General features: G+C 41.5%; 21 protein-coding genes. 5 read left to right on the top strand and 16 right to left on the bottom strand.

What is annotated here, in order from left to right; genetic code table 11:
* The first annotated feature begins 55 nt into the window (after positions 1-55).
* The 4 genes from AAC052_RS06685 to AAC052_RS06670 all read left to right on the top strand — a co-directional run bounded on the left by AAC052_RS06685 (position 56) and on the right by AAC052_RS06670 (position 4,545).
* Positions 56-862, top strand: a complete 807-nt coding sequence (locus AAC052_RS06685) for a hypothetical protein (RefSeq protein WP_339811922.1) — start codon at positions 56-58, stop codon at positions 860-862.
* 59 nt (positions 863-921) lie between these two features.
* Positions 922-1,854, top strand: a complete 933-nt coding sequence (locus AAC052_RS06680) for a glycosyltransferase family 2 protein (protein ID WP_339811920.1) — start codon at positions 922-924, stop codon at positions 1,852-1,854.
* A 10-nt stretch (positions 1,855-1,864) separates the two neighbouring features.
* The gene (gene rffA / locus AAC052_RS06675; RefSeq protein WP_339811918.1) at positions 1,865-2,998 is read left to right on the top strand and encodes a dTDP-4-amino-4,6-dideoxygalactose transaminase; all 1,134 of its coding nucleotides are present in this window, start codon (positions 1,865-1,867) and stop codon (positions 2,996-2,998) included.
* A 71-nt stretch (positions 2,999-3,069) separates the two neighbouring features.
* Entirely contained in the window at positions 3,070-4,545 is a 1,476-nt protein-coding gene (locus AAC052_RS06670; RefSeq protein WP_339811915.1) for a hypothetical protein, read from the top strand.
* A gap of 18 nt (positions 4,546-4,563) precedes the next feature.
* Here the strand turns inward: AAC052_RS06670 and AAC052_RS06665 are convergent, their stop codons facing one another.
* The 15 genes from AAC052_RS06665 to AAC052_RS06595 form a co-directional block, all read right to left on the bottom strand.
* Positions 4,564-5,766 (bottom strand): glycosyltransferase, encoded by a 1,203-nt coding sequence (locus AAC052_RS06665; RefSeq protein ID WP_339811914.1) that lies wholly within the window; start codon positions 5,764-5,766, stop codon positions 4,564-4,566.
* Positions 5,767-7,620 carry an asparagine synthase (glutamine-hydrolyzing) gene (gene asnB, locus AAC052_RS06660; protein WP_339811912.1) on the bottom strand — a complete coding sequence of 618 codons (1,854 nt, stop codon included), beginning with the start codon at positions 7,618-7,620 and terminating at the stop codon, positions 5,767-5,769.
* Positions 7,621-7,678: 58 nt separating this feature from the next.
* Positions 7,679-8,599, bottom strand: a complete 921-nt coding sequence (locus AAC052_RS06655; RefSeq protein ID WP_339811910.1) for a methyltransferase domain-containing protein — start codon at positions 8,597-8,599, stop codon at positions 7,679-7,681.
* Positions 8,600-8,612: 13 nt separating this feature from the next.
* Positions 8,613-9,494: a glycosyltransferase gene (locus AAC052_RS06650; protein ID WP_339811908.1), complete on the bottom strand. Its 882-nt coding sequence runs from the start codon at positions 9,492-9,494 to the stop codon at positions 8,613-8,615.
* Positions 9,495-9,784: 290 nt separating this feature from the next.
* Positions 9,785-10,858 carry a glycosyltransferase family 4 protein gene (locus AAC052_RS06645; RefSeq protein ID WP_339811907.1) on the bottom strand — a complete coding sequence of 358 codons (1,074 nt, stop codon included), beginning with the start codon at positions 10,856-10,858 and terminating at the stop codon, positions 9,785-9,787.
* Between the two features lie 59 nt (positions 10,859-10,917).
* Positions 10,918-11,841 (bottom strand): glycosyltransferase family 2 protein, encoded by a 924-nt coding sequence (locus tag AAC052_RS06640; RefSeq protein ID WP_339811905.1) that lies wholly within the window; start codon positions 11,839-11,841, stop codon positions 10,918-10,920.
* A 2-nt stretch (positions 11,842-11,843) separates the two neighbouring features.
* On the bottom strand, positions 11,844-12,761 hold the full coding sequence (locus AAC052_RS06635; protein ID WP_339811903.1) for a hypothetical protein: 918 nt from the start codon (positions 12,759-12,761) through the stop codon (positions 11,844-11,846).
* 5 nt (positions 12,762-12,766) lie between these two features.
* Entirely contained in the window at positions 12,767-13,807 is a 1,041-nt protein-coding gene (locus tag AAC052_RS06630) for a hypothetical protein (protein WP_339811901.1), read from the bottom strand.
* Positions 13,771-14,487 (bottom strand): class I SAM-dependent methyltransferase, encoded by a 717-nt coding sequence (locus AAC052_RS06625; RefSeq protein ID WP_339811899.1) that lies wholly within the window; start codon positions 14,485-14,487, stop codon positions 13,771-13,773. Before AAC052_RS06625 ends, AAC052_RS06630 begins: the two co-directional genes overlap by 37 nt.
* A gap of 12 nt (positions 14,488-14,499) precedes the next feature.
* Positions 14,500-15,408, bottom strand: coding sequence for a glycosyltransferase family 8 protein (locus tag AAC052_RS06620; protein ID WP_339811897.1), 909 nt, complete (start codon positions 15,406-15,408; stop codon positions 14,500-14,502).
* 5 nt (positions 15,409-15,413) lie between these two features.
* Positions 15,414-16,358, bottom strand: a complete 945-nt coding sequence (locus tag AAC052_RS06615) for a glycosyltransferase (protein ID WP_339811895.1) — start codon at positions 16,356-16,358, stop codon at positions 15,414-15,416.
* Between the two features lie 14 nt (positions 16,359-16,372).
* The gene (locus tag AAC052_RS06610) at positions 16,373-17,062 is read right to left on the bottom strand and encodes an FkbM family methyltransferase (protein ID WP_339811892.1); all 690 of its coding nucleotides are present in this window, start codon (positions 17,060-17,062) and stop codon (positions 16,373-16,375) included.
* Entirely contained in the window at positions 17,046-18,281 is a 1,236-nt protein-coding gene (locus AAC052_RS06605) for an ABC transporter ATP-binding protein (RefSeq protein ID WP_339811889.1), read from the bottom strand. The genes AAC052_RS06610 and AAC052_RS06605 overlap by 17 nt, the downstream gene beginning before the upstream one ends.
* Before the next feature lie 6 nt (positions 18,282-18,287).
* Complete coding sequence (locus tag AAC052_RS06600) at positions 18,288-19,112, bottom strand: ABC transporter permease (protein WP_339811886.1); 825 nt, start codon at positions 19,110-19,112, stop codon at positions 18,288-18,290.
* Positions 19,112-20,428 carry a hypothetical protein gene (locus AAC052_RS06595; RefSeq protein WP_339811884.1) on the bottom strand — a complete coding sequence of 439 codons (1,317 nt, stop codon included), beginning with the start codon at positions 20,426-20,428 and terminating at the stop codon, positions 19,112-19,114. Before AAC052_RS06595 ends, AAC052_RS06600 begins: the two co-directional genes overlap by 1 nt.
* A 147-nt stretch (positions 20,429-20,575) precedes the next feature.
* Here AAC052_RS06595 and AAC052_RS06590 point away from each other — a divergent pair, with 147 nt between their 5' ends.
* On the top strand, positions 20,576-21,649 hold the full coding sequence (locus AAC052_RS06590) for a glycosyltransferase family 4 protein (RefSeq protein ID WP_339811881.1): 1,074 nt from the start codon (positions 20,576-20,578) through the stop codon (positions 21,647-21,649).
* Here the strand turns inward: AAC052_RS06590 and AAC052_RS06585 are convergent.
* Positions 21,635-22,213 (bottom strand): Uma2 family endonuclease, encoded by a 579-nt coding sequence (locus AAC052_RS06585; protein WP_339811878.1) that lies wholly within the window; start codon positions 22,211-22,213, stop codon positions 21,635-21,637. The two genes, AAC052_RS06590 and AAC052_RS06585, sit on opposite strands and share 15 nt — an antisense overlap.
* Positions 22,214-22,230: the final 17 nt, after the last annotated feature.

Genomic DNA, 22,230 nt, shown 5'->3' with positions numbered 1-22,230 from the left:
AGATCATACTACATTTATAACTGAAAATTGATAAAAGTAACCCAAATCACCCCTTATGAGTCTAAAAGAATCTTCTAATCTAGTCAACATTGAGTCGGAAGAAATTTCAATTGGCAAAAACTTCAGGATGCACCCCACAGCTTTCATCAGAGGCATAAGTGGGAAAGCGAAGAGAATAGTGGTAGGTGACAATGTTTATATTGGCGAGCAAGTACAAATTATAGTTGACGAACTATTTCTAGGCGACTACTCCAAAATCCATCATCACACCAATATTCATGGCTACAAACCATGTAAAATAGGTCACAACGCATGGATCGGCCAATACACAATTATCGATTCTATTGGTGGTGTAAGTATTGGAAATAACTGCGGCATCGGCGCTCACTCCCAACTTTGGTCTCATATAAAATATGGCGATCAACTGGAAGGCTGCAATTTTTTATCGGAGAAAAGTCTTGAAATTGGCAACGATGTTTGGCTAGTAGGGCACTGCATTGTCTCTCCTGTTGTAATTGAAGATAAAGCCATGGCACTAGTTGGATCAGTAATTACCGAAAGAATGACGTTCAATAGTATCTATGCCGGAGTTCCAGCGAAAAATATTTCTGGTAAGCTTGGGCCACAGTTTAACGAAGTACCTCTTGAAAAAAAGTATAAGCAACTCAATGAAATTTTGGACAACTGGCGACATCCAAAAGACCTCATTAGGATAGTGATGGATACTAAAATGGTTGATTTTAAAGATGAGTACAGTTACTTTGATGTGTCTGTAAGAAAATATAAGAAAATGCTGAACAAGCAGGAAATTTCCTTTATGAATTACCTTCTGCCAGAAAAAGCTAAATTTACCCCTTTTTAATCAAGGTTTTTTATGAATTTCAATGCACCTGAAGTCATCACGACAACTTCAAGACCTCGATGAAATATACTGATTCATTATCTGTTGTCATTCCAGTATACCAAGCGGCTGACGTGCTTTTCGAACTGATCGAGAAGATAGAACTAGAACTTCATGGTAAATATGCTAACTATGAAGTTATATTGGTTAATGACGGCAGCTACGATAATTCTTGGCGTGAAATATCCAAAATTTGTGAAGCACACTCCCATATTGTTGGAATCAATCTGAGTCGCAACTTCGGACAGCATCCCGCAATATTCTGTGGATTAAAACAAGCTAGGTATGATTGGGTCGTTGTAATGGATTGTGACTTGCAAGATAACCCAGCAGATATTGAGCATTTATATGCAAAAGCACTCGAAGGATATGAGGTTGTTCTTGCAAAAAGGAACACAAGAAATCAACCCTTATTTAAACGTTGGTTCTCCAATGGTTTCTATTGGCTCCTATCTACGATGACTCATATTCAATTCGATGGAAGTATTGGAAACTTCGGGATATATTCGAAAAAGGCTATTCTTGCCTCACTTTCATTACGAGAGTATTACAAGACTTTTAGCTTTTCTGTCCAATGGGTGGGCTTTAGGAAAAGTTCGGTGCCCGTTGTCCATGAATCCAGAAAAAGAGGGAAATCAACTTACACGCTGAAAAAGCTGTTTCTGCTTGCGGAAAATATAATTCTTACTTACTCAAACAAGCCACTTACGCTCATGACACGGTTTGGCTTTGCTATTTCCTTCGTGTCGTTTTTGACGTCATTGTATTATTTAGTCGAATACATAACTGGAAAAATAGCTGTGGCAGGATATACTAGTTTGATACTATCTATTTGGTTTCTGTCTGGACTGATCATACTAAGCCTAGGATTAATAGGAACTTATCTTGGGAAAGTTTTTGACACTGTAAAAGATAGGCCTCAATATATCATTGCAGATAAGATAAACGCCTGATCATCTAGTCATGGATATCCCATTCAACAAACCGTTCATTATCGGTGAAGAAATAAAAAATGTTGAAATAGCTTTCGCAAATGGAAAAATCTCAGGCAATGGGTTTTTCACAAAGAAATGTCACGATTTTTTTCAAAAAAAATATGGGTTCCGGAAGTGTCTTCTAACTACTTCTTGCACGGATGCCCTTGAGATGTCAGCGATATTATTAGACATTAAGCCAGGAGATGAGGTTATCATACCCTCCTATACTTTTGTATCAACCGCCAATGCCTTTGTCCTTCGGGGCGCAAGAATTGTGTTCTGCGACTCCTATATTACTCATCCTAATATCGACCATAATTTAATTGGTGGCCTGATCACAAAAAAGACTAAAGCAATTGTCGTTGTTCATTACGGTGGGGTTGCTTGTGCCATGGATGAAATCATGGCACTGGCAGAAAGGAATAATCTATTTGTTATTGAAGATGCTGCTCAAGCCATCGATTCGTATTACAAAGACAAGCCACTTGGCTCTCTTGGACACTTTGGCACATTTTCTTTTCACGAAACAAAAAACATAAGTTCTGGTGAAGGGGGAATGCTGGTCATTAATGATGGTCGATTCATTGAAAGAGCTGAAATTATTTGGGAAAAAGGCACTAACAGAGCTGCCTTCTGGAGAGGGGAAGTGGATAAATACAATTGGGTGGATATAGGGTCTTCATTTCTTCCATCAGAAATAATTGCTGCATTTCTTTACGCCCAATTGGAAAAAATAGAGATCATCCAGAACAAGCGAAAATCAATTTGGAATAAATATTACGAGCAATTATTCCCTATCGCTGTTGGGAATGAAGTACTTCTACCAATCATCCCGAATTTTGCCACTAATAACGGACACCTGTTTTACTTACTCTGTAGGAATCTAGATGAGCAACAAAATCTTTTGACCTTCTTGAAAAGCAAAGGGGTTCTTGCCGTTTTTCATTATCTATCGCTTCATAGCAGTCCGTTTTTTAAAAATTACGGACACGGCGGCTCCCACCCGAATTCGGATAGGTTTAGCGAATGTCTGATACGTCTTCCTTTCTTCTACGAATTGACCGAGGAGCAACAGTTGTACATAGTAGGGCTGATTAAGGAGTTCTTTCAAAACGAATGAGTATAGAAACACCAATAACAAACGCAGAGCTGCTAGTAATATTTTTTGCCTGCGCTTAGCCTATCAAAAAAATGAATCCAAAACCCACTATAACTTTAAAGTCTGGAGTTTATCTTTTCATTATAATCTCTACTTTCAAAATCACCGAAGCCAGCTACCAAGCCTATCTAACCAGATGTTCCAATCCTGATCGATCAATCGGGGTGTTAGCAATTAGCTCTGGAGACACCTTTTCTTACACTGGCGCTATGGAAAACTATATCCAAACTGGCACTTATTTTTTCGATAACGGAAAGGAGCGAGTGTATGCCGGACGGATGCCCTACTATAGCCTGCCATACCTCTTATTCAGAAATTTTTTTAATCTAGCTGCTGCTTACGATGCAGTAGTCATTTTTCAAGTCGTAATAGAATCATTAGCAATACTCTACTTTGGATTAACTCTCCTGATGCTTGGCTGTTCAAAAATCACCTATTGGATTGGCGTATTGCTTTTGATATTCAGTTACAATTTCTCTCACTCTTCAAATTATATAAGTCCAGAGAGTTTGACCAGTAGCTTAATACTAATTTTTATCTACACTTATCTAAGCTACGTAAACAAAAAAAATAACACTAACCTGTTCGTTTTGGGGTTGATGATTGCCCTACTAGCATGTCTCAAGGCATATATGGTTTTACTATTTATTCCTGTCGGTGTGCAATTTCTTATTGAAGAAATAAAGGAACCAAATATGATCAATTCTCTTCGAAGGGTGGTCTCCAGAACAGCAATCGTTTCAATTCCTCTGGTTGTAGTACTTACTCCCTGGATTATAAGAAACTATGGGGTATACAAAAAATTTGTTCCACTTCAGATAACTACTACAGCGGGATATAGCTACACCGAAGCTGACTTTGCCTATCGCAAATTTGTACAGGCATGGGGTGGTGACATTATATTTTGGGAGAAAAGTGCCGCAGGGTGTTATTTTATTCCCACACCCGAAATACACTGTGAGTTTAAATTTCCCACATACGTTTTCACCGATAAGTATGGAATTGAAGAAATAAAAAACGTTAGGGACAAGTATGTCAAATTGCAGGGTAGCTTTTCTCCAGTACTTGAGGAGCAAGTTGTGTCGGAATTTAATAACCTAACATCCATCTATAAAAAAGAACGACCTTTTCGATATTATTTACTAACACCGCTAATTTTGGCCAAGAGGTTTATTGTTAATAGTGGCTCCTACTATTTGCCAATTCACTCGTCAAACCCTTGTTATCACCCCATTCAGTTACTTCTAAAAATTTGGACTTCCGGGCTATACTGGGTAACGCTGACTTTCGGGGTGATTGGTGCTTTTTATCTATTGAATCGAGAACCAGAAACTTGGGTAGTTGTATCCATTCCTATAATCGTTATTATATTATTCCCGATTTTTCTTAGATCCATTGAATGGAGAATGTTTGAACCACTATTTTCAGAGTTCCTTCTTTTGAGTCTCATATTCTTTGACGCAATTTACCACCGGCGGCGCATCACTCACAAGAACCCGTTCGTCTGAAAGATAAAATATAAGAGCCTAGAATGACTCTAAGACAGAAGAATATGTCTTTAACCCTCGTTCCAGAGAGAAATTTCTCTCAGCAATGGAGCGAATACCTTCCTTTGCTAGTTTATCCAAATTAGAGGTTGAAAAGGATGCTGGATCAACAACACCGGAATAAGCATCACGCATCAAGAGATCGACGTCTCCTACCCCACTATTGCAAGCTGTCACCAACCCCATCGACATGTATTCGGCTAGTTTGGTAGGCGACGACGCTTGCTTGCTAAAAACCGGCTGGATAAACGAAATGGCCATGTTTGCAATCGATAAATAAACAGGCATCTCCCTTCTGCTACAGGATTTGATAAGTACGTCGCTTTCGGTAAGCCCTGTCAGCCTGGCATCTTGCAGCAACGACACGGGGCTATCTCTGGTCAGAAACAAAAATTTCCATCCTTGTTTCGCTTTCTTTAGCTCCCCAAAGTATTGCAGCATTTCTTGCATCATATACCAGGTGCCCAAGGAACCTGCATAGACCAATACAGCATCTGAAGGCGCTATACCTAGTTCGTTCCTCACACTATTTTTTTGTGCCACAGTTACTTTCGCTGGATCAAACAAATCCATGTCTACACAGCAGGGTATTGTAGAAATTTGCTTCGGGATTGGATTATTATGCAGCGATCTGGTTTTTAAAAGCTGGCTGGCCTTATTCGTTAATACAACTACGTGATCGGCTTCCGCTAAAAGCTGCTTCTCTTTCTTTTTGAAGTACCTATACACAGTTCTAAAAACCGGGTTAGTCTGCGGCCAAGACCCTCCTTCCACTCTTTCGTCTGGCCAGAAACCTCGCATATCAAAAATAAAAGGAACATTAGACTTTCTTTTCAACGCCAGGCCAACCAGCGCAGGAATATAACTTCTGCACCAGGTTCCATCAAACACATGCTTCCTGTGCAAAGCCTTAGCCTGGTACGTCATCCACCATAAATCAAACATAGTCGAAATTATTGGAGGGTGCCGATGGTAAACCTGCGGATGCCAAACAATAGGACTATCCCTGATAGTAGACGTTATTACATCCTTTTGGCTTTCATAATTCTCCTTCTTTTCGAAACTCAGAATATGAAATTCAATTGCTTTTTGCGATAAGGCCAACAGATACGGCAACACTTGGCTCTGGCCAAGGGGATCTGTTAACCCATCGTATGTGATATATAGTATCCTTTTCGCCATTTATTGGTTTTCCTTCATCCAACGATGCACTACAATCAACGCCCAAAGACGCTGGTACAAATAATCCTCTCCCCGAAGAAACCGTTTAATCAAGGCATTGACAACTTGTTTATTCACCACGCCAATAGCATCAACAAGGTCGTCATCCAGATAAGTTTCTATAAGGAAAAACATCTCTCCCCTGAGCCAGCTGGCCAACGGCACTGAAAACCCCCACTTGGGACGGTAAATAAGCGCCTTTGGAAGGTAATTTTCCAGTATTTTTTTTAGCATCCATTTTCTCTCACCGTTTCGCCTTTTTAAAGAAACTGGCATATTAATTGCCATTTCCACAAGCCTGTAGTCGAGCAAAGGTACCCGACATTCAAGGCCGTATTTCATAGAGCTTCTATCTACTTTCGTCAAAAGGTCATCTTTGAGGTATACCTTTAAGTCAAACAGCGCCTGTTGTTCAGCTGCCGTCAGCTGCCTCGCCAGCTCCGCTGGGTCGCTGTACGAATAAGGCTTTGTTTGGTAAGAATCGTTTATCAATCTGGCCAACTCTGCGTTTGAAAAGAAATATTGCTCCTGGGAGAAGATATGGTCTCTTATGGACTCGAAACCGGCTCCTTCGAACAGATGTCCTATTCTTTTGAACCGAGAGTTTCCATGAGCCAGTAGCTGACTCACAGGAGTGGCGAAAGGCCTAGCCAGGCTTGCGCTCAGGCGTCTCGCCCAATCATGTGCTCCGTAGCCCAAAAACAACTCGTCACCACCGTCGCCTGTCAAAATAACGGTGACCTTTTCCCGGGCCAGCTGTGAAACAAGCATCGTAGGAATGGCAGAGGTATCGGCAAAAGGTTCATCAAAAGTAGCCATCATTTCCAAAAGCAAGGGCATGGCGTCTTTCTCCTCCAGCATAACGGAAGTATGATCTGTCCTTAAATGGCTGGCAACTTTCATCGCAAATTGGCTCTCATCAAACTTCGCTTCCTTGAACCCAATAGAAAATGTCTTTAATTGTTGAGATGATAAGTCTGAGGCAATCGCCGTAACCAGCGAAGAGTCTGTGCCGCCACTAAGAAAGGTGCCAAACGGCACATCGGCTATCATTCTGTACTTTACTGAAGAATAAAGTCCTTCCTGAAAGGATTGGATCGCTTCCTCCTCAGTAGCATTGGACTGTTCTTGTATTCGGCGATCTGGATGCCAATAAGCAGTCAGCTCCAAATGTCCGTTCTTGTATCGGCCGTAGTGTCCTGAGGGAAACTTGCTTATCTCCTCAAAAATTGTTCCCGGCTCAGGTATAAATCCTAAATGAAGAAACGCTTTTAGGGCATGTTTTGACACTGTAGGCTTCCGGGATAACAGAGGAAGAACTCCCTTCAGCTCGGAAGCAAATGCCAGCCCATCGGTTATCGAATAAAACAACGGCTTGATACCCAAACGATCCCGACAAAGCCAAAGTTCTTCTTCCTGCTGGTCCCAAATGGAAAAGGCAAACATGCCATTGAATCGATTGACGGCTTGTGGTCCCCACTGCCGCCAGGCCAGGAGAATTACCTCAGTGTCAGAATCCGTCAGGAAAGGCCCAGCTCCCTCGAGTGCGAGTTCTTGCCTAACTTCCCTGTAGTTGTATACTTCGCCGTTGTAAACAATGGCCCACCTTCCATCAGGAGTCGACATGGGTTGGTTGGCAATGTCCCTCAAGTCAATCACGCTAAGTCTCCTGTGCCCCAGCCCCAGATTACCGTCGGGGGAGAAAAATAAGCCTTCGGCATCAGGCCCACGGTGCGCCAAAACACCTGACACAGTTTGAAATAACACCCGATCAAGTGGCCTTCCGTCTACCGCTGCACCAAAAATGCCACACATATCAGATTGTTTTAAGCATCAACTTAACGACCTGCCAAAAATAAACTACCAGCAATTATCATTTTTTTATGGCCCGAACCACTGCCGCACTACCCTTTTCGAGTGGCACATACCCACAAAAACTAGCCTCAAGACCAGACTCTTCAGCCCACTTTCTAACTACTTCGGGTTTCTGAGGTTGGTCATATCTTGGCGAAAACATATCGAAAGTATCCAGCACAACCCATTCCTTGAGTTCTTCATAAGAAAGACCTTCGGGTAAAGTATTCTTGATATCACATATTGGCAAGAACCTATTCAAAATTCGACCGAGACCTATTCTTTCGAAAAAAAAGTAGGTCTTAATAAGCCAACCAGCATTTGCTTCAATTATGGCCAGAAGTCGAGCATGTGACATACGCCTCGTAATTGGTCGCAGTATATACTTGGCATGGATCTTTGTCCACCAGCCAGTGACCGGATAGAAGTCAATAACAAGCTCACCATTCTTTTTCAGCATTGCAGCCAGGCAGGCAACAGACTTCTTGAAATCAGGAGTATGTTGCAGCACGCCAATGCATATTACTTTGTCGAATTGTTCCGGAGCAAATGGGAGGTCGTAGATACTTGCCTGAAAGATTTTTAAGCGACTCCCGAAGCGGGAGTTATTGGCCAGATTGGCATTCACTGCCGTCGAAGAATCGACGCTATAAACGTTTGACTCTGTACTTTCGAGCAGCGCTCTGGTAAACCTTCCGGCTCCACTGCCTACTTCAAGGATGTTCAAATTCGCTAATTCGGAAGGTTTCCAGGCAGTTTCAGCAAACAATCTCAGTCGACTTTGAACCAGCCCCTTTTCAAACTGATCAATTTGCGTGCGTTGAAATTTATTCCATTGAAAGCCAAATGACTCTGAGTAGTTCGCATCATCAGCACACCTGTAAATTCCGTTAACAAAATTTTCTTTCTGCCCCTCTGGTAATTTGATGTCAACACTCATTGAATCACTAGCGTTAAAACAGTTTTGCAAATATAACAAGTACCTTGGTTGTGAATAAGGATGGCCAATGCTTTTGCGTAGCTTTCAATACATAACGCAAGCCAGTCTTTCTACTCCCAGCAAGAACTCCGTGAAGCGCCACATACAAGTACAGATGGGCCCAAATGACACCTTCCTTTCCAGAAAACTTCTGTGTTACAAAACCATCTTTCATCACTAACTCGCCGGCAAGCTGAATTCGTTTCTCAAGGGTGGCCACATCTGTCCGCATGACACTTCTTTCGTCGTGTTGTATCAGGTACGCTGAAATAGTCGGGATATGAGGAAAGGCAAAGCGGGAAGCCAGCTTGAGCCAAAGCACCCAGTCTTCTGACCCAGCTAATTGCCTTTGCTCAGAAAAAGGGTTGTCAACTGCAACGTCTCTGCGAAGTAAAATACCTATACAGCTTAACGGATTGCCTTCAACCAAAAGGTGATTGACAGTTCTCGGCAATATAACCTTTGACAAGACCTTACCATTCGAATCCCTGACCTCGTATGCAATATGAAAAATAGGGATTTCCTCGTTTTCGCTAATGAAATCATAAGCAGTCTGCAAGAAATGTGGTAGAAGCTCGTCATCAGAATCCAGAAAAGTGACGTAGTCGCCTCTCGATATACTAACCCCTTTGTTCCTGGCGGCCCCTCTCTCGCCATTTTTGATATACGTGTAAACGATTCGACTGTCCTCTATCTTTTCAACGATAGATTTTGTGCCATCAACAGACCCATCATCAACGATCACAATTTCAAAATCCGTAAACTTCTGGTTTTGTAGCTTTCTGATCGTACTTTCGATGAAAGCTGCCCTGTTGTAGGTGGGGATGATAATAGAGAAAAGGGGGTTCCGATCCATTTAATTCAAGCGATAGATAAGTTCTTGATTACAACAAGATATCCTTATGTTTCATAGTCGACGAACTTGTCTCATTTTGGAAAAACCAAGTTTCGGGTAGATTTTTAATTGAACCTTAATTTTTAAATAGGGACTATCTTTTCACAAAATCAAGAGAACGACATTGTACTGCCGATGTTGGCCATAAACTTAAAAACAATTTACTGGGTATTTCTTCTATCCGTTTGAGATTTTGGGTTTTTCATGTAGTGCGTGTACCCTATTTTAATTCAATTATCATGGCTTTAAACTTATGACATCAATAGAGTCCCTTTATACAGGCTTATTAATCGGCTATTCATCTTAACAATTGAAAATTTTGGTTCGACAGTCTTTCTCGCATTTTTTATCATTGCAGCTGTCTTTATTGGATTATCTAAATAAAAATCAACGGCTCCAGCTATTGCCTCTGGGTCATTATAGCCGACGACGATAGCATTAAAATTATTCCTGGCTATCTCGTTTGCTACCCCCGATAAAGTGAAAACTGAGGGAATTTCAGCTGCCATTGCCTCTACGTAGATTTGCCCAAAAGCCTCATCTTCGGAACCAGTGGGCGCATGTACAAAAATATTGAAACACTTATAAAGAGCAGGCATATCCTCTTCGAAAGAAATTTCCAAAAAAGAGTGTGAAGGGAGCTTGGCAAGCAGCTCCTTTATTGCAGCACTATAATCACCCTGAGCATTACATAGCACAAGCAGCGCATGGGGATACTTTTGTAAAATTTCCTGAAACGCCTTAACGATAAATTGGACTCCTTTCCATTCCGTATATCTGGCAACACAGCCGATTACTGGCCCCTTTTCTCCGAAAATACCATATTTCTCCCTAACAGTGCTTATTCGAGTAACTGCTACATCTCTGAAAGAGTCCAGATCAAACCCATGATGGATAAGGAAGATTTTTTTGTCATCTACCTTCTCTCTAATTATCAATACGTTGGCGATCGTCTCCGACGGTGCAACAATATGAGTTGAAAGCCAGTTGCAAAACCTGTCCCACTTGACTGCTTCGGGGAATAACTGATGGTGAATGATGGAGTGATGGCGGGTATAAACTCTCATAGGGACACATGTCAACCAAGCAGCAGCAAGACCTGCCAAATTGGCCTCCATCAAGTGAGTGTGTACGATTCTGGGCCTTCTTATTAGGAAAATACCTAACAAGGAAACAATATTAAGTAAAAGAGACATCTTACCGGTAAGGTGAAGTCTAGTAACACTGAAGTTTCTGCTTTTAAGAAATCCCTCAATAGGGCTTTTTCTGCTATTTAGGAGAATAAATTCAATCTCTAGTCCATCAGCCCTAAGGCCTTCTGCCACCAACTCGAATTGTTTAGCAGAATCAATTTTCGACAAAATATAGATGATGCGATGCCTTTTCACAATGGTAACCTCGTGTGGTAAATGCCGTAGGCTGTCGTAACCCAATCAAAAAATTTATGCCGTATAGATTCCGGCAGAACTCCCATCAGCCTGTCGTTCTCTGACAACCGTAAAAAAAAAGGCTGCCCAAAAAAACGATAAACTATTTTTCTCAAAAGACCGACTGGCTGTGAAAAAGGGACTGCTCTGGTGAGATAGCTCTCATTTTTTCCATCAAGCCGAGTCAACAATTCCAGGTGGGCTTTCCGGTACTGGCGCAGCCTTTTTATATAGTTTCCGATGGAAAGTTCGTCGACGTGATATGCCACCGCCTTGGAAAGGTAATATATCGGTACGCCTGACTGGTCGGCCCTAATTGCCATTTCCTGGTCTTCAGCATCGGTTAACGACTCATTAAACCCTCCAAGTTGCTCGAAAAGTAGTCGAGGAATAGAAAAATTAGCCGCAGTAAAAAAAGGCTGTAATTTATTCACAGGACCAACTACTTCCAGTAAAGGCATTTCCCATTTTCTTGATAGATAAGAACGATATTTATGAAAATACGAGTCGCTCGTTTTAAACTCGATCACTTGCCTGCCTCCTCCAATTGTCCCCGGAAAATCGCCCTGGTGGGTAACGTGAGCTTCCAGACAGCCTGGCTCCAGAATTAGATCATCATCAAAAAAAACCAGGAGGTCGCCATTTGCCTTTTTAGCTCCGGTATTTCGAGCCCCGGCTCTGCCTCTATTTTTTTGTTCAAAAACCTTCAAGTCATCTAATTTAGATGACCACTCCAACAAAGCGGCTCTTGTGCCATCTGTTGACCCATCCACTACTACTATTGTCTCAAAATTTTTAAATGTCTGGGATTCAAGAGAAGGCAGTAGTCTTTCTAGTTTGTGGCAACCATTGTATGTGGGGACGATGACAGATACTCTCATGGCTAAAACAAATTACCATTCAATTTTCTTGCATGCCTGATAAGCGACAAAAAACGGGCAACATTTCTGTTGTTTTTTAGAAATAGTTCCAGCTTTGAATACGGAAAATGCTCTGTTGAGAACTTCTCCAAAAATTCGCCTATGTCTTTACCTTCGGAATAACTTAGTTCGGCCCATGCCTCTCGTGGCGCTAGATAGTAGAAGTTACGAAGATACTTGTGGTTATACTCATCTAAAGCGTTCCAAAGCTTGATATAACTGCTCTTATTAAAGTCATCTCTATGTCCCCAGTTAGAAATTTTCATTAGAACGTCCTCTTCGGATCTTGCCCAAGTCTCATGCACGATATAGAAGCTGCTAGTAATGTTGAAATGCCCATTTACTCTACCATATTGGTACTCGGGAGTATTCGTCGCAACCGGTACACTTTGAAGACGTCGCCCATTTTCGACAAACAAATAGCCATTTCTAAGTTTCTTGAACAGAGGAATGTAATGCGCCAAAACGTTTAGTGCTTTATCGTCACCTTTTGGATTGGCAGAAATGGAACGAAGAAACTTAACGAAACCTCCGAAGTCTCTAAAATATTCGTCGACATCAAGTTGAATATGCCACCCCCCTTTACCCATCTTGGATGCAAGCAAGTTTCGTTCTCTTACCTCACATTCCATCGGACTTAGTCCTTGTTTATAAAAAGATTCCTCGAAAACTTCAATTTTATTTTCCTTGTCCAATTCCCTTAAAAAAGCTTGAAAGTTGTTCAAGTCAAAATCAAATAGGTTCCCTGACCATGTAATTCGGTGCTTATCCAGAGCCAAAAAGATGCGGTCGGAATGATCATATACGCAAGGAAGAGAATGTTTCAGCAGACTCCAGTCGTATGATACCAAAAAACCAGTTTTAATTACATCGGTCTTCATGCTGATCATTCATTTTTAGCAAACAATTTAATTTTAGTATAATATCCTGCGTCCTTAAACATACGCCAGGCAATTGACGGTTTTAGAACTATTATTTTCAGAGACTTCCAAACACCCTTCCAGTAGTTTCCTTCCAAAAAGCTTACAATTGCATCATTGTGTAAAAAATAAGCGTGGCCTTGAAAAGCATTTTGAAAGTACTGGATTAAAGCTGCAACTTTTCCATTCGATTTTTCATGAGGCAGGGAAAAAAATCCTTCCTTGGACGCCTGGGCTAGACTCTCATCCACAATTCGTTTTTTAACGTGGAACCAATAATGGCAACAGTAGGCCTCCGCAGTGACTATTGAGGTTTTAGTCTCCAGAACAAATGAAAACGCAAACTGCTCGGCACCATGATAGTTTACTTTTTTGTACCATTGATCAGTTAGGCCAACTACAAAAGGTAAGTGCTTAAAATTTACTGGATCAAGTCCAATAAGTCCGGCGTTCCACGAGTTTAATATCATAGAGTTCAAACTAACTGGACCGGATGTATCATAATAGCCAGCGTTCAAAACCATTCTCGAGAACTCGTAGGTGGTGGGCCTCGGGAGGTATTCCGGGCTCACAGTGTTTAAACAAAATTCAAAGCAGTGCATGGCTGACTGATTAGGATTGATCTTTTCAATCAATCCTTCGACTGGTGATGTGAAAAATGTATCTGCATCAACGTAAATCAGTTTACATAAAGGTCTTAGCTGTGCTGCACGGGAAATTATTCCAATCTTAACACGATGGATAAGATCCATACCTCCCATCATCTGAATAACGTCACTTTCGCCAATCGACTGGATATTAACAGGAAGGCCCCTGCAAGGAGCCTCAAATAGATCAGTGTTATTTGTGTAAATGAGGATTGCATCAGTTGGCTTAAAACGGTAATTAAGCGCCAAACTCATTATTGAAAAAATTGCTCGATAGTGTATATGAGCAGGCCCGTACGAAAAATAAAGAAATGTTATTCCGTTCATCGCTTCATGAATCTTTTTTTCAAAGCTTTCCATAAGGAGCGCCACGCAATCTCTATTCCGAGATCACCCTCCCGAAGTGCTATCGCTAATTTTGCTTCTCTTTCAAACAAAACTGGATGAACTGCATCAAAGGGTGATGAAATATCACCGCTGTTAAATAGCGTTGACTTGTCGTTTGCAACAAAGAAAATATTCTGACGATACCAGAAGAATATCTCACTATCATTCCATAAATCTTTGCGGATACAATCGAAAAAATGATAGCCATGTTTTGCAAATTTCTCTGCCCAATATGATGGATATTGTTCGTTTAGATGATCCTGCCCACCCTGGTGGGGTAACGCTGCAGAAAAAACTACGGTGTCTGCATGACGAACAATATTTTCAATAAAAGCGTCCTCACTTTCCTTAGGTAAGTGTTCTGCCACCTCTAGAGAAATCACGAGATCAAACCTTTTACCCAAGTCAAAAGGCTTACCCAGGTCCTTTTTTATAATCTTTTCCCTATCCACCAATAAGTCTATCCCGTCAATGTATGGACTATCAACACCAGAGATATCCGCTATCCCAAGTTTTTGGAATTGATAAAGCCAAGACCCATTGCCGCATCCAATGTCAAGCACTGATTTAGGTTGAATGTGTTCTAAAACGACTGGCAAGACTCGTGAAGCCGCCTTGGAGTTGAATAATTCAGCTGGATAGTCTTTAAACATGGCTGTATGATTTCATTGTCTTAATTTCCTCCAAATAATTTGGAGCCAAAGCGAATCTAAATATATCTCGGTTAACCGAATTCGTGCTTGAATGCATAAACATTTAAAGTCAAGTCTACGTCGGATACGAGAATTTGATAGTGGAGACTTCCTGAAGTAATATTTGTAGTCTTTACGAAACCTGTTTTTACACAATGGCTCCCATGGCTTTTCTAAAGTAAAGTGTACGATAACGACAGATTCTCTCAATTTTCGGTACACTTTTCTATTTGCCGGTTGTGGTATGTAAGAATAAATGAGATTAAATCTGTCTTCTATTTTCTTCCATTTATTAATTAAGACCGCATTCAATGCGTCCTGATCTACAAAATCTAAATTTTCTATATTAGAATACGCATAATCCAGCGCCTTTTCAGAAATCCTCAATTCGTTCCACTTTTGAACGTCAATCAACATCACCCCTGAGTTAAAATAGCTTCCTTCATCGACTAACCCAATATGTGGCTGTTTTTTGACATAGCAGTCGTATACAGCTGCGACGGGCAGTCCATTCATATCCATTCGAAATAATTCGTCAAGTTTGTTCAATACTATAGTGTCTGTGTCCATGTACAAAATTCTGTCCGCTCTTTTTCCGATCAGTTGCGGGAAGTAAATCTTGTAGTAAACAGCTAATGTCCAGTGTTCTCTGAGACTATCTTTCAACCTATCCAAACGAAACTGAGTGGCGTCAAAAAATGTAGTAAGAGATTTGTTGACCCGAGCGTAAGTTGTTATGGCTTCTAGCTCTATTGGTGTTAGTCCGTGGTAGGTAAGATAAAAACAGAATTGATCTTCTCTATTGTTTGCAAAAATTGACGCCATTAAAGCATATAACTGATTCAAATAGTTTCGGTCAAACGCTATCGCTATGTTAATCAAGTCTATCAGGATTTATAGGTAGCTATTTTTTTCAGCCAAGCCGTAGTTCGAGGGAATAAAATGTCGCCAATGAATATCTTAAAATCTGACATGGTTTTAGGAAAGGCAAAAATGAAATACTTGAATCCATACCAAACAGCTATCGAGTCATGACCAAGCCTTCTTGCTTCCCTAGTAATGAACCAGTACTTGTATTTATCATTCAGGTACAAAAGCCCATCTTGGTTTAGTTGTAAAGCCATTCTACTTCTTATCAGCCGTTGTGACCTTACATAGTTTCTACGTTTCTTGTTAATATTATGCACACGAATCCTCACCAAAGCTCCATCGATCTTTTCAAATTTAGCTCCTGCCAAGACTACTTTAAACCAAAATAGCCAATCCTGTCCAGTGTCGATATCAGTATCAAATCCAACTACTTTGTCTACGACACCTCGTCTAATTAACGGATTGTCCATACCGAAAATAGTGGCGGCGAGCACTTTTTCTACACGCTCCTTATATTCCATCGGAATAGTGATTTCTCGACGAGTACTTTTGTCATGAAGAATTTCATTATTTTGATTGACATGAAACTCCATTTCATCACTATACACAAGATCGGTTCTCGGATTTTCAACAAAGTGGGCGATATTTCTTCCCAACTTATCCGCATCAAGCAAATCATCCGCATCCAGAAACTGTATGAACTTTCCTTTTGCGTACTTTAAGCCCGTATTTCGTGCAGACGATACGCCTAATTGGTTTTGAAAAATGTAAACGAATCTCTTATCCTCATCCATCAAACTCTCTACAAATGACTTCGTAGAATCTGTCGATCCGTCATCTACAACAATACACTCCCAATTGCTGTAGGTTTGAAGTTTTACCGATAGCAATGATTCATTCAAAAAAGACCCATAATTATAAGTAGGGACAATAATACTGACCAAAGGACTATCGGATTTCATTGTTAGGCTTTGAATTAAATTGCAAGGCAATTTGAACTTCTATAGAAAATCGTGGTGCACCTTCGGTTCACATTCGCCGCCGAAATTCCCCAAAAATCAACTCTTCTAAATCCCAATTCATTTAGGAAATTGCCAGCTGCTCCATATCGATCTCTTTCGGAGTCATCTAAGATTATTACCCCGACATCAGTTAAAAATTTAACGCTCATTTTGCAGCAGTTGACTCGATCCCTTCCGTCAACCAATACCAAATCGAATAACACTCCCGGTTTGGAAATGGATCGGCAATATATTCCATCATAGTCAACTTTGGAACCATATAACTTTGCATTTGGAAGCTCAAATCTTTCCACATCACTGAGCCATGAAGAATCATGTTCAACAGAGTGCACAAAGGCAACACGCTCTGAAAAATAGCGAGTTGAACTTCCAGCCCCAAACTCAAATACCGTCATGGTGTCTTTTAGTCGGTCATTTAAAAATTCAATAATCGGGTACACAAGCCAGGGAAGTGGTTGACCATCTTTTGATGTTGGCGTTCCCATTTCTGCAGAGAGGAACCACCCTAGATCATCTAAATAGCCACTCTTGGAAAAGTTGAGAAGTCGTAGTTCATCGTCATTCAAAAAAAGACTAAGGGTTCGCCTCCGTCCCAGAGGTAGCGCATATAGGAAAGCCAGGATCTTTTTAGTAATTGTTTTCATAAGGGCTGTTCAAAAAAGAGTGTTCCACTAAAAAGGCTCCTTGGTTTTCTGGAAGGCTTCTACCCTGGCTAAAGAAATCGCCGCTTTCAACATTGAAAAATATAGCTTCTTTCACCCAATCCTCAACTATCTCTTTTTGCGTAATAAAAATAGTTAGGGAATAGCTACCCACATTAAATGGAAACCTTGAAATTTGCAAATCAACTGTCTCGATTTGATTAACTAATACTAGGTCACGATTGAATAATGAGGTACTAAACCAAGATATCCTCTTACCAGTAGCAGTATTCAAGCCGACATCCAAACGAATTGACATCTCACTTGAAGTATCCTTTTTTAGTAAAAATCTAAACTTAATATTTTCTCCTACCCTTATCACGGTGCATTTTTTATCATTTTTTAGCACATCAATTCCTATCAATTGTACGTTGCCTAAGCCATCTCGATCTTCACGTAGGTGTATTGGCCGTTCCCCAAGAACCACTCCATGTTCTAAATACTTAGACACAACTTTTTCAATAGTGTCATTTAACTCTATTACTCCCTTATTAAGTAAAATCCCCTTCCTACAAAAAAGTGAGATCGCTTCTATATTGTGACTAACAAACAACACAGTTCTCCCTTGTCCTGCCACTTCCTCCATCTTCCCCAGGCACTTCTTCTGAAATTCGGCGTCTCCAACTGCAAGTACTTCGTCTATGATCAAGATTTCTGGCTCTAAATGAGCAGCTACTGCAAATGCCAGCCTCACTTTCATCCCACTGCTATAGTGCTTGATGGGGGTATCCAAAAACTTACTCACTCCACTAAACTCAACGATCTCATCAAATTTAGCCTTTACCTCAGAGCGTCTCATCCCAAGAATGGTGCCATTCAGGTAGATGTTCTCCCTTCCAGACAGCTCAGGGTGAAATCCAGTGCCTACTTCCAAAAGTGCCGATACCCGGCCGAACAATTTTATATTTCCGCTGGTTGGATAGGTGATTCGGCTGAGGATTTTTAGCAAAGTACTTTTACCTGCACCATTTCTACCAATTATGCCTACTGCCTCTCCTTCATTTACCTGAAAACTTACGTCTTTCAGGGCCCAGAACTCACGCTCCTCCTTCGAGTACCTCCTTCCAAACTTACTTTTGAGACTTTCGCTGAGCGAACCAGCCTTTTGATGACCAAGCTCATATTTTTTTGAAATTCCCTCAACTTCAATAGCTCTGCTCATATCTCTTTAGACGATGTCGGCAATAATTCTTTCAGTCCGATGGAAATAAAATACCCCGGTAAGAAACAGGACAAAGGTTACAATGAAAGAAAGGAAGGTGTACTCATTCAGCTCTCCAGCTCCCAGCAAACTCCACCTCATTCCTTCTACAATTCCCGCCATCGGGTTCAAATGATATAATAGCTGCCATTTGTCCGGAATCATAGATGAAGGGTAAGCAATAGGTGTAGCATACAACCCAATCTGCACCATAAATGGAACAACATGCTGAAAATCACGAAATCTGATGGTGAGTGCACTCAACCAGATGCCGACAGCGAGCGAGCAAAACAAGTTGAGGAGAATAAATACAAACACATAACCGAAGTTGTCACCCATCGATTGCTGATAATAAACCATCAAAACGGCAAGCAAAACCAGCGCAACTACAAAATCGACAAGACCGACCAACGCCTTACTTAGTGGGAGCACAAGCCTGGGGAAGTAAATTTTCTTTACCATGTCCTGGGCTCCGATAATGGAACCACCACTCTGGGACATCACAAAAGCGAAGTAATTCCAGGCGCTCATGCCCGCCAGGGCAAAAATCGGGTAAGGCACTCCTTCAGTATCCACCTGTATGGCTTTCCCAAAGATAAGAGTGAAAATTATGAGTGTTACTACTGGCTGGACAATAACCCAGGCAAGTCCAAGGAAAGTTTGTGCATAACGTACCCGGATGTCTTTGTAAGTGAGTACTAGGAAGAGATCCCTGTAGTTGAGCAACTCTTTCAAATCGATCTTCCACCAGGGCCTGCTACTTGAGATCAAAGTAAAATGCTTTTTATCCATCAGCGTCTTGAGTCCTGTCGTTTGAATTGAACGAAAAATAGGCTGTAAGCGAACAAGGGGATCACTGGTATCCGGTACCTTGCCAAAGAACCAAAATTAAATGTCGACACGCCAATTGCGAAACAAAAAACGATAGTGAATAAAAAAAAGAATGACATCAGGGGATCCTTAATAAGGAAACCAAAAAAAGAAACGAACCCCGTCTTGACCAGAGTGTAACCGAAAAGCCAGAGGAGCAGCAAGCTTTCTATTGCGGTTAAAAGCATTACAGGATTTCGAACTTCCCATATATAAGGACGAAAAAGAGACACCCAAACACCCGGAACAAATTTCCTTACGAGGCCGGGAGGACTAAAGTCGTCGTCACCCAGGCTATACGCTGACCCTCCTTCCACTTGGCTTACATAGTAGAGCCACTCTGCTGATACCCTGGCTGTTTCAATCATCGAATCTAGAGAATATTTTCTGTTGTCCTCGCCAAGCTTAAGTGCGGCAAAATACATACTGTAAAGCACGCCCACAATGAGAATTGGTGTCAAAAGTATCCTCATTACTGTACTTTTGACCGCCCGTGAAAAATAAAAAAAGTATATAAATAACACAGCGCCAGGAATAAGACTAAGCGCTATATAAATCTTGATATGGTAAAGCACATAAGTCGATCCTAACAAAATGATGAAATTAAGCAGTGTCACTCTTTTCCATTTCACAATCTCAAGCAGTGAATAAATAAAAAAACCCAAGCTGGCAAACGTGAGTGTGTCCTTCAAAATTCCGGATCCCCAAAAAAAGACTGATGGGATGAAAAGCACCGCCAGCGCAGTCCATTTGCCTATCCATGGACTATATTTATCCAGTGCATAAAAAAGCGCCCAAGTGCCGGAAAAGCTGATAGCCGCAAAGCACAGAGAAATCGCATAATAGGAGTTAAGCGTAAAAATGGCCAGCAAACCCGCCACTCGTACAATACTGTAAGAAGGCAAATCACCAAAAAAGATAATCCTTGATGCATATTGAAAAGCGTCCGCCGGGTACTCAGCACCTGCAGTTATCAAGCTAATCGCTTTTGTCGGGGAATCGAGAAATGCCTCCCAAACTATTTTGGCACCCCAATTATAGTAATTCATTGTATCCCCTCCCTCATAATAAAACTGATACACAAACCCCAAAGCTATCGCCCCAACAAACTTGACAGTCAAGCCGGGAATGAAATACTTGCGGGTGTCACTATTAGTCACTTTTGGCCTGATCCAGTAGGCAAGAGCATACAAGAGGAGGAGGTAAATAGGTGTGACAATAAGGTCTTGGAGGCCCATAAAAGTTAAATACAGGTCGCAAATTACTAATTATATCGGAACACCTGGCGTCCGAAGCCTTCGGTTAAAGCAGCATTTCGACGAATAACTGTCAATTGGGGATAAGCACGGTTTTATCATAAGCCAATCTTGCACTAATTTCACCGGGTGAAAATTCTTTTCCTCTTTCCCTATCCTCTAGAGCAAGCGCCGTCGCAGCGCTTTCGGTTCGAACAGTACTTTGCGGCGTTACTCAAAGAAGGGCATTCTATCGATAGTCAGTCTTTTTGGGGGGAATACTACTGGAAGGTGCTTTACAAAAAAGGAAATACAGTCCAAAAGGCATGGGGGCTACTCAATGGATTCGGACGGCGCTTCAAAGTGCTTGGTCAGGTGCCGTCCGCCGATTTCGTTTTTATCCACCGGGAACTTACGCCGCTAGGCCCTCCCATCTTTGAATGGCTAATAGCCAAAGTTTTCAGTAAGAAGGTCATTTTTGACTTCGATGATGCCATTTGGCTGCCCAATACGAGTGAAAGCAATAAAATCGCTGCCTGGCTAAAATGGCATTCAAAAACAGAGAGCGTCTGCCGCTGGGCGTGGAAAGTTTCTGTGGGCAATTCTTACCTGGCTAACTATGCGAAGCAGTTCAATGACAACCTTGTGATCAACCCTACAACCATCGACACGGAGCACCACCACCGAATCAACAAAAAAACACAGCCCAACAACGACCTTATCGTTATCGGCTGGACGGGCAGCCACTCTACGCTCCCTTACCTCGATATGCTTTGGCCAGTGCTTGAGCAACTTGCCAAAGATGAAAAATTCTCTTTCAGGGTGATCTCCAACCAGCCTCCGCCAGTAAACTACCCATGGCTGGAGTTTATAGCCTGGAACAAGGAAACAGAAATAGACGATCTGGCTGCCATCGATATCGGCGTGATGCCGCTCACAGACGACAAATGGAGCAAGGGGAAGTGCGGTTTCAAAGCTTTGCAATACATGGCATTAGAGATCTCCACCGTCGCTTCGCCTGTAGGCGTGAATACGGATATCATAAAGGACGGCATCAATGGGCTGATGGCTACCAATACAGAAGAATGGGTGTTTGCACTGAAAAAACTGATCAAAAGCACCGCACTAAGAACACAACTGAGTGAGGAAGGGAGACGAACGGTTGAAAACACCTACTCGGTAAAGGCAAACACAAAAAATTTCCTTGAACTATTCGGCAAATAGTTCTTCCAACGGAATAGTCAAACCTGAGAACAAATTACTTTTCAAAGTTTCCTCCTTCTTAAGGATGGTCAACAGGTGAAATCTCCCATTTTTGTCCAGCACAAACACACGAACATCCTCACCTTCCGGATCAACCACCCAATACTCCTTCACTTCAAATTTCTGATAGAGGAGTAATTTTTCAGACATATCTTTTTTTGAAGTGGAAGGAGATAGAATCTCTACCACCAGATCAGGTGCCCCAATAGCGCCCTTCTCATCAAGCTTGTTTTTGTCGCAAAAAACAGACAGGTCGGGCTGAACAACGTTTTCAACCAGTTCTTCTTGAGAATAGTCCTCGGACAGGCGAACATCAAAGGGCGACGCATAGACTTCACATTTTTTATTCCTCAAAAAATTTTGAAGGTGGAAATGGATAGTTCCGCTGATTTTTTGATGCCTTCTGCTCGGAGCAGGACTCATATCGTAAGGCATACCATCGATAATCTCCCACCTTTCGCTGTCGGGCCAGGTGAGGTAATCAGCATAAGTGACTTTTTTGTTCTTATAAATAGGGAGAGCCATGACTAAATTTACCTGTT

The organism is uncultured Imperialibacter sp. (assembly GCF_963974565.1).
Lineage (GTDB): Bacteria > Bacteroidota > Bacteroidia > Cytophagales > Cyclobacteriaceae > Imperialibacter > Imperialibacter roseus.
This window is presented reverse-complemented; position numbering and strand designations above follow the sequence as displayed.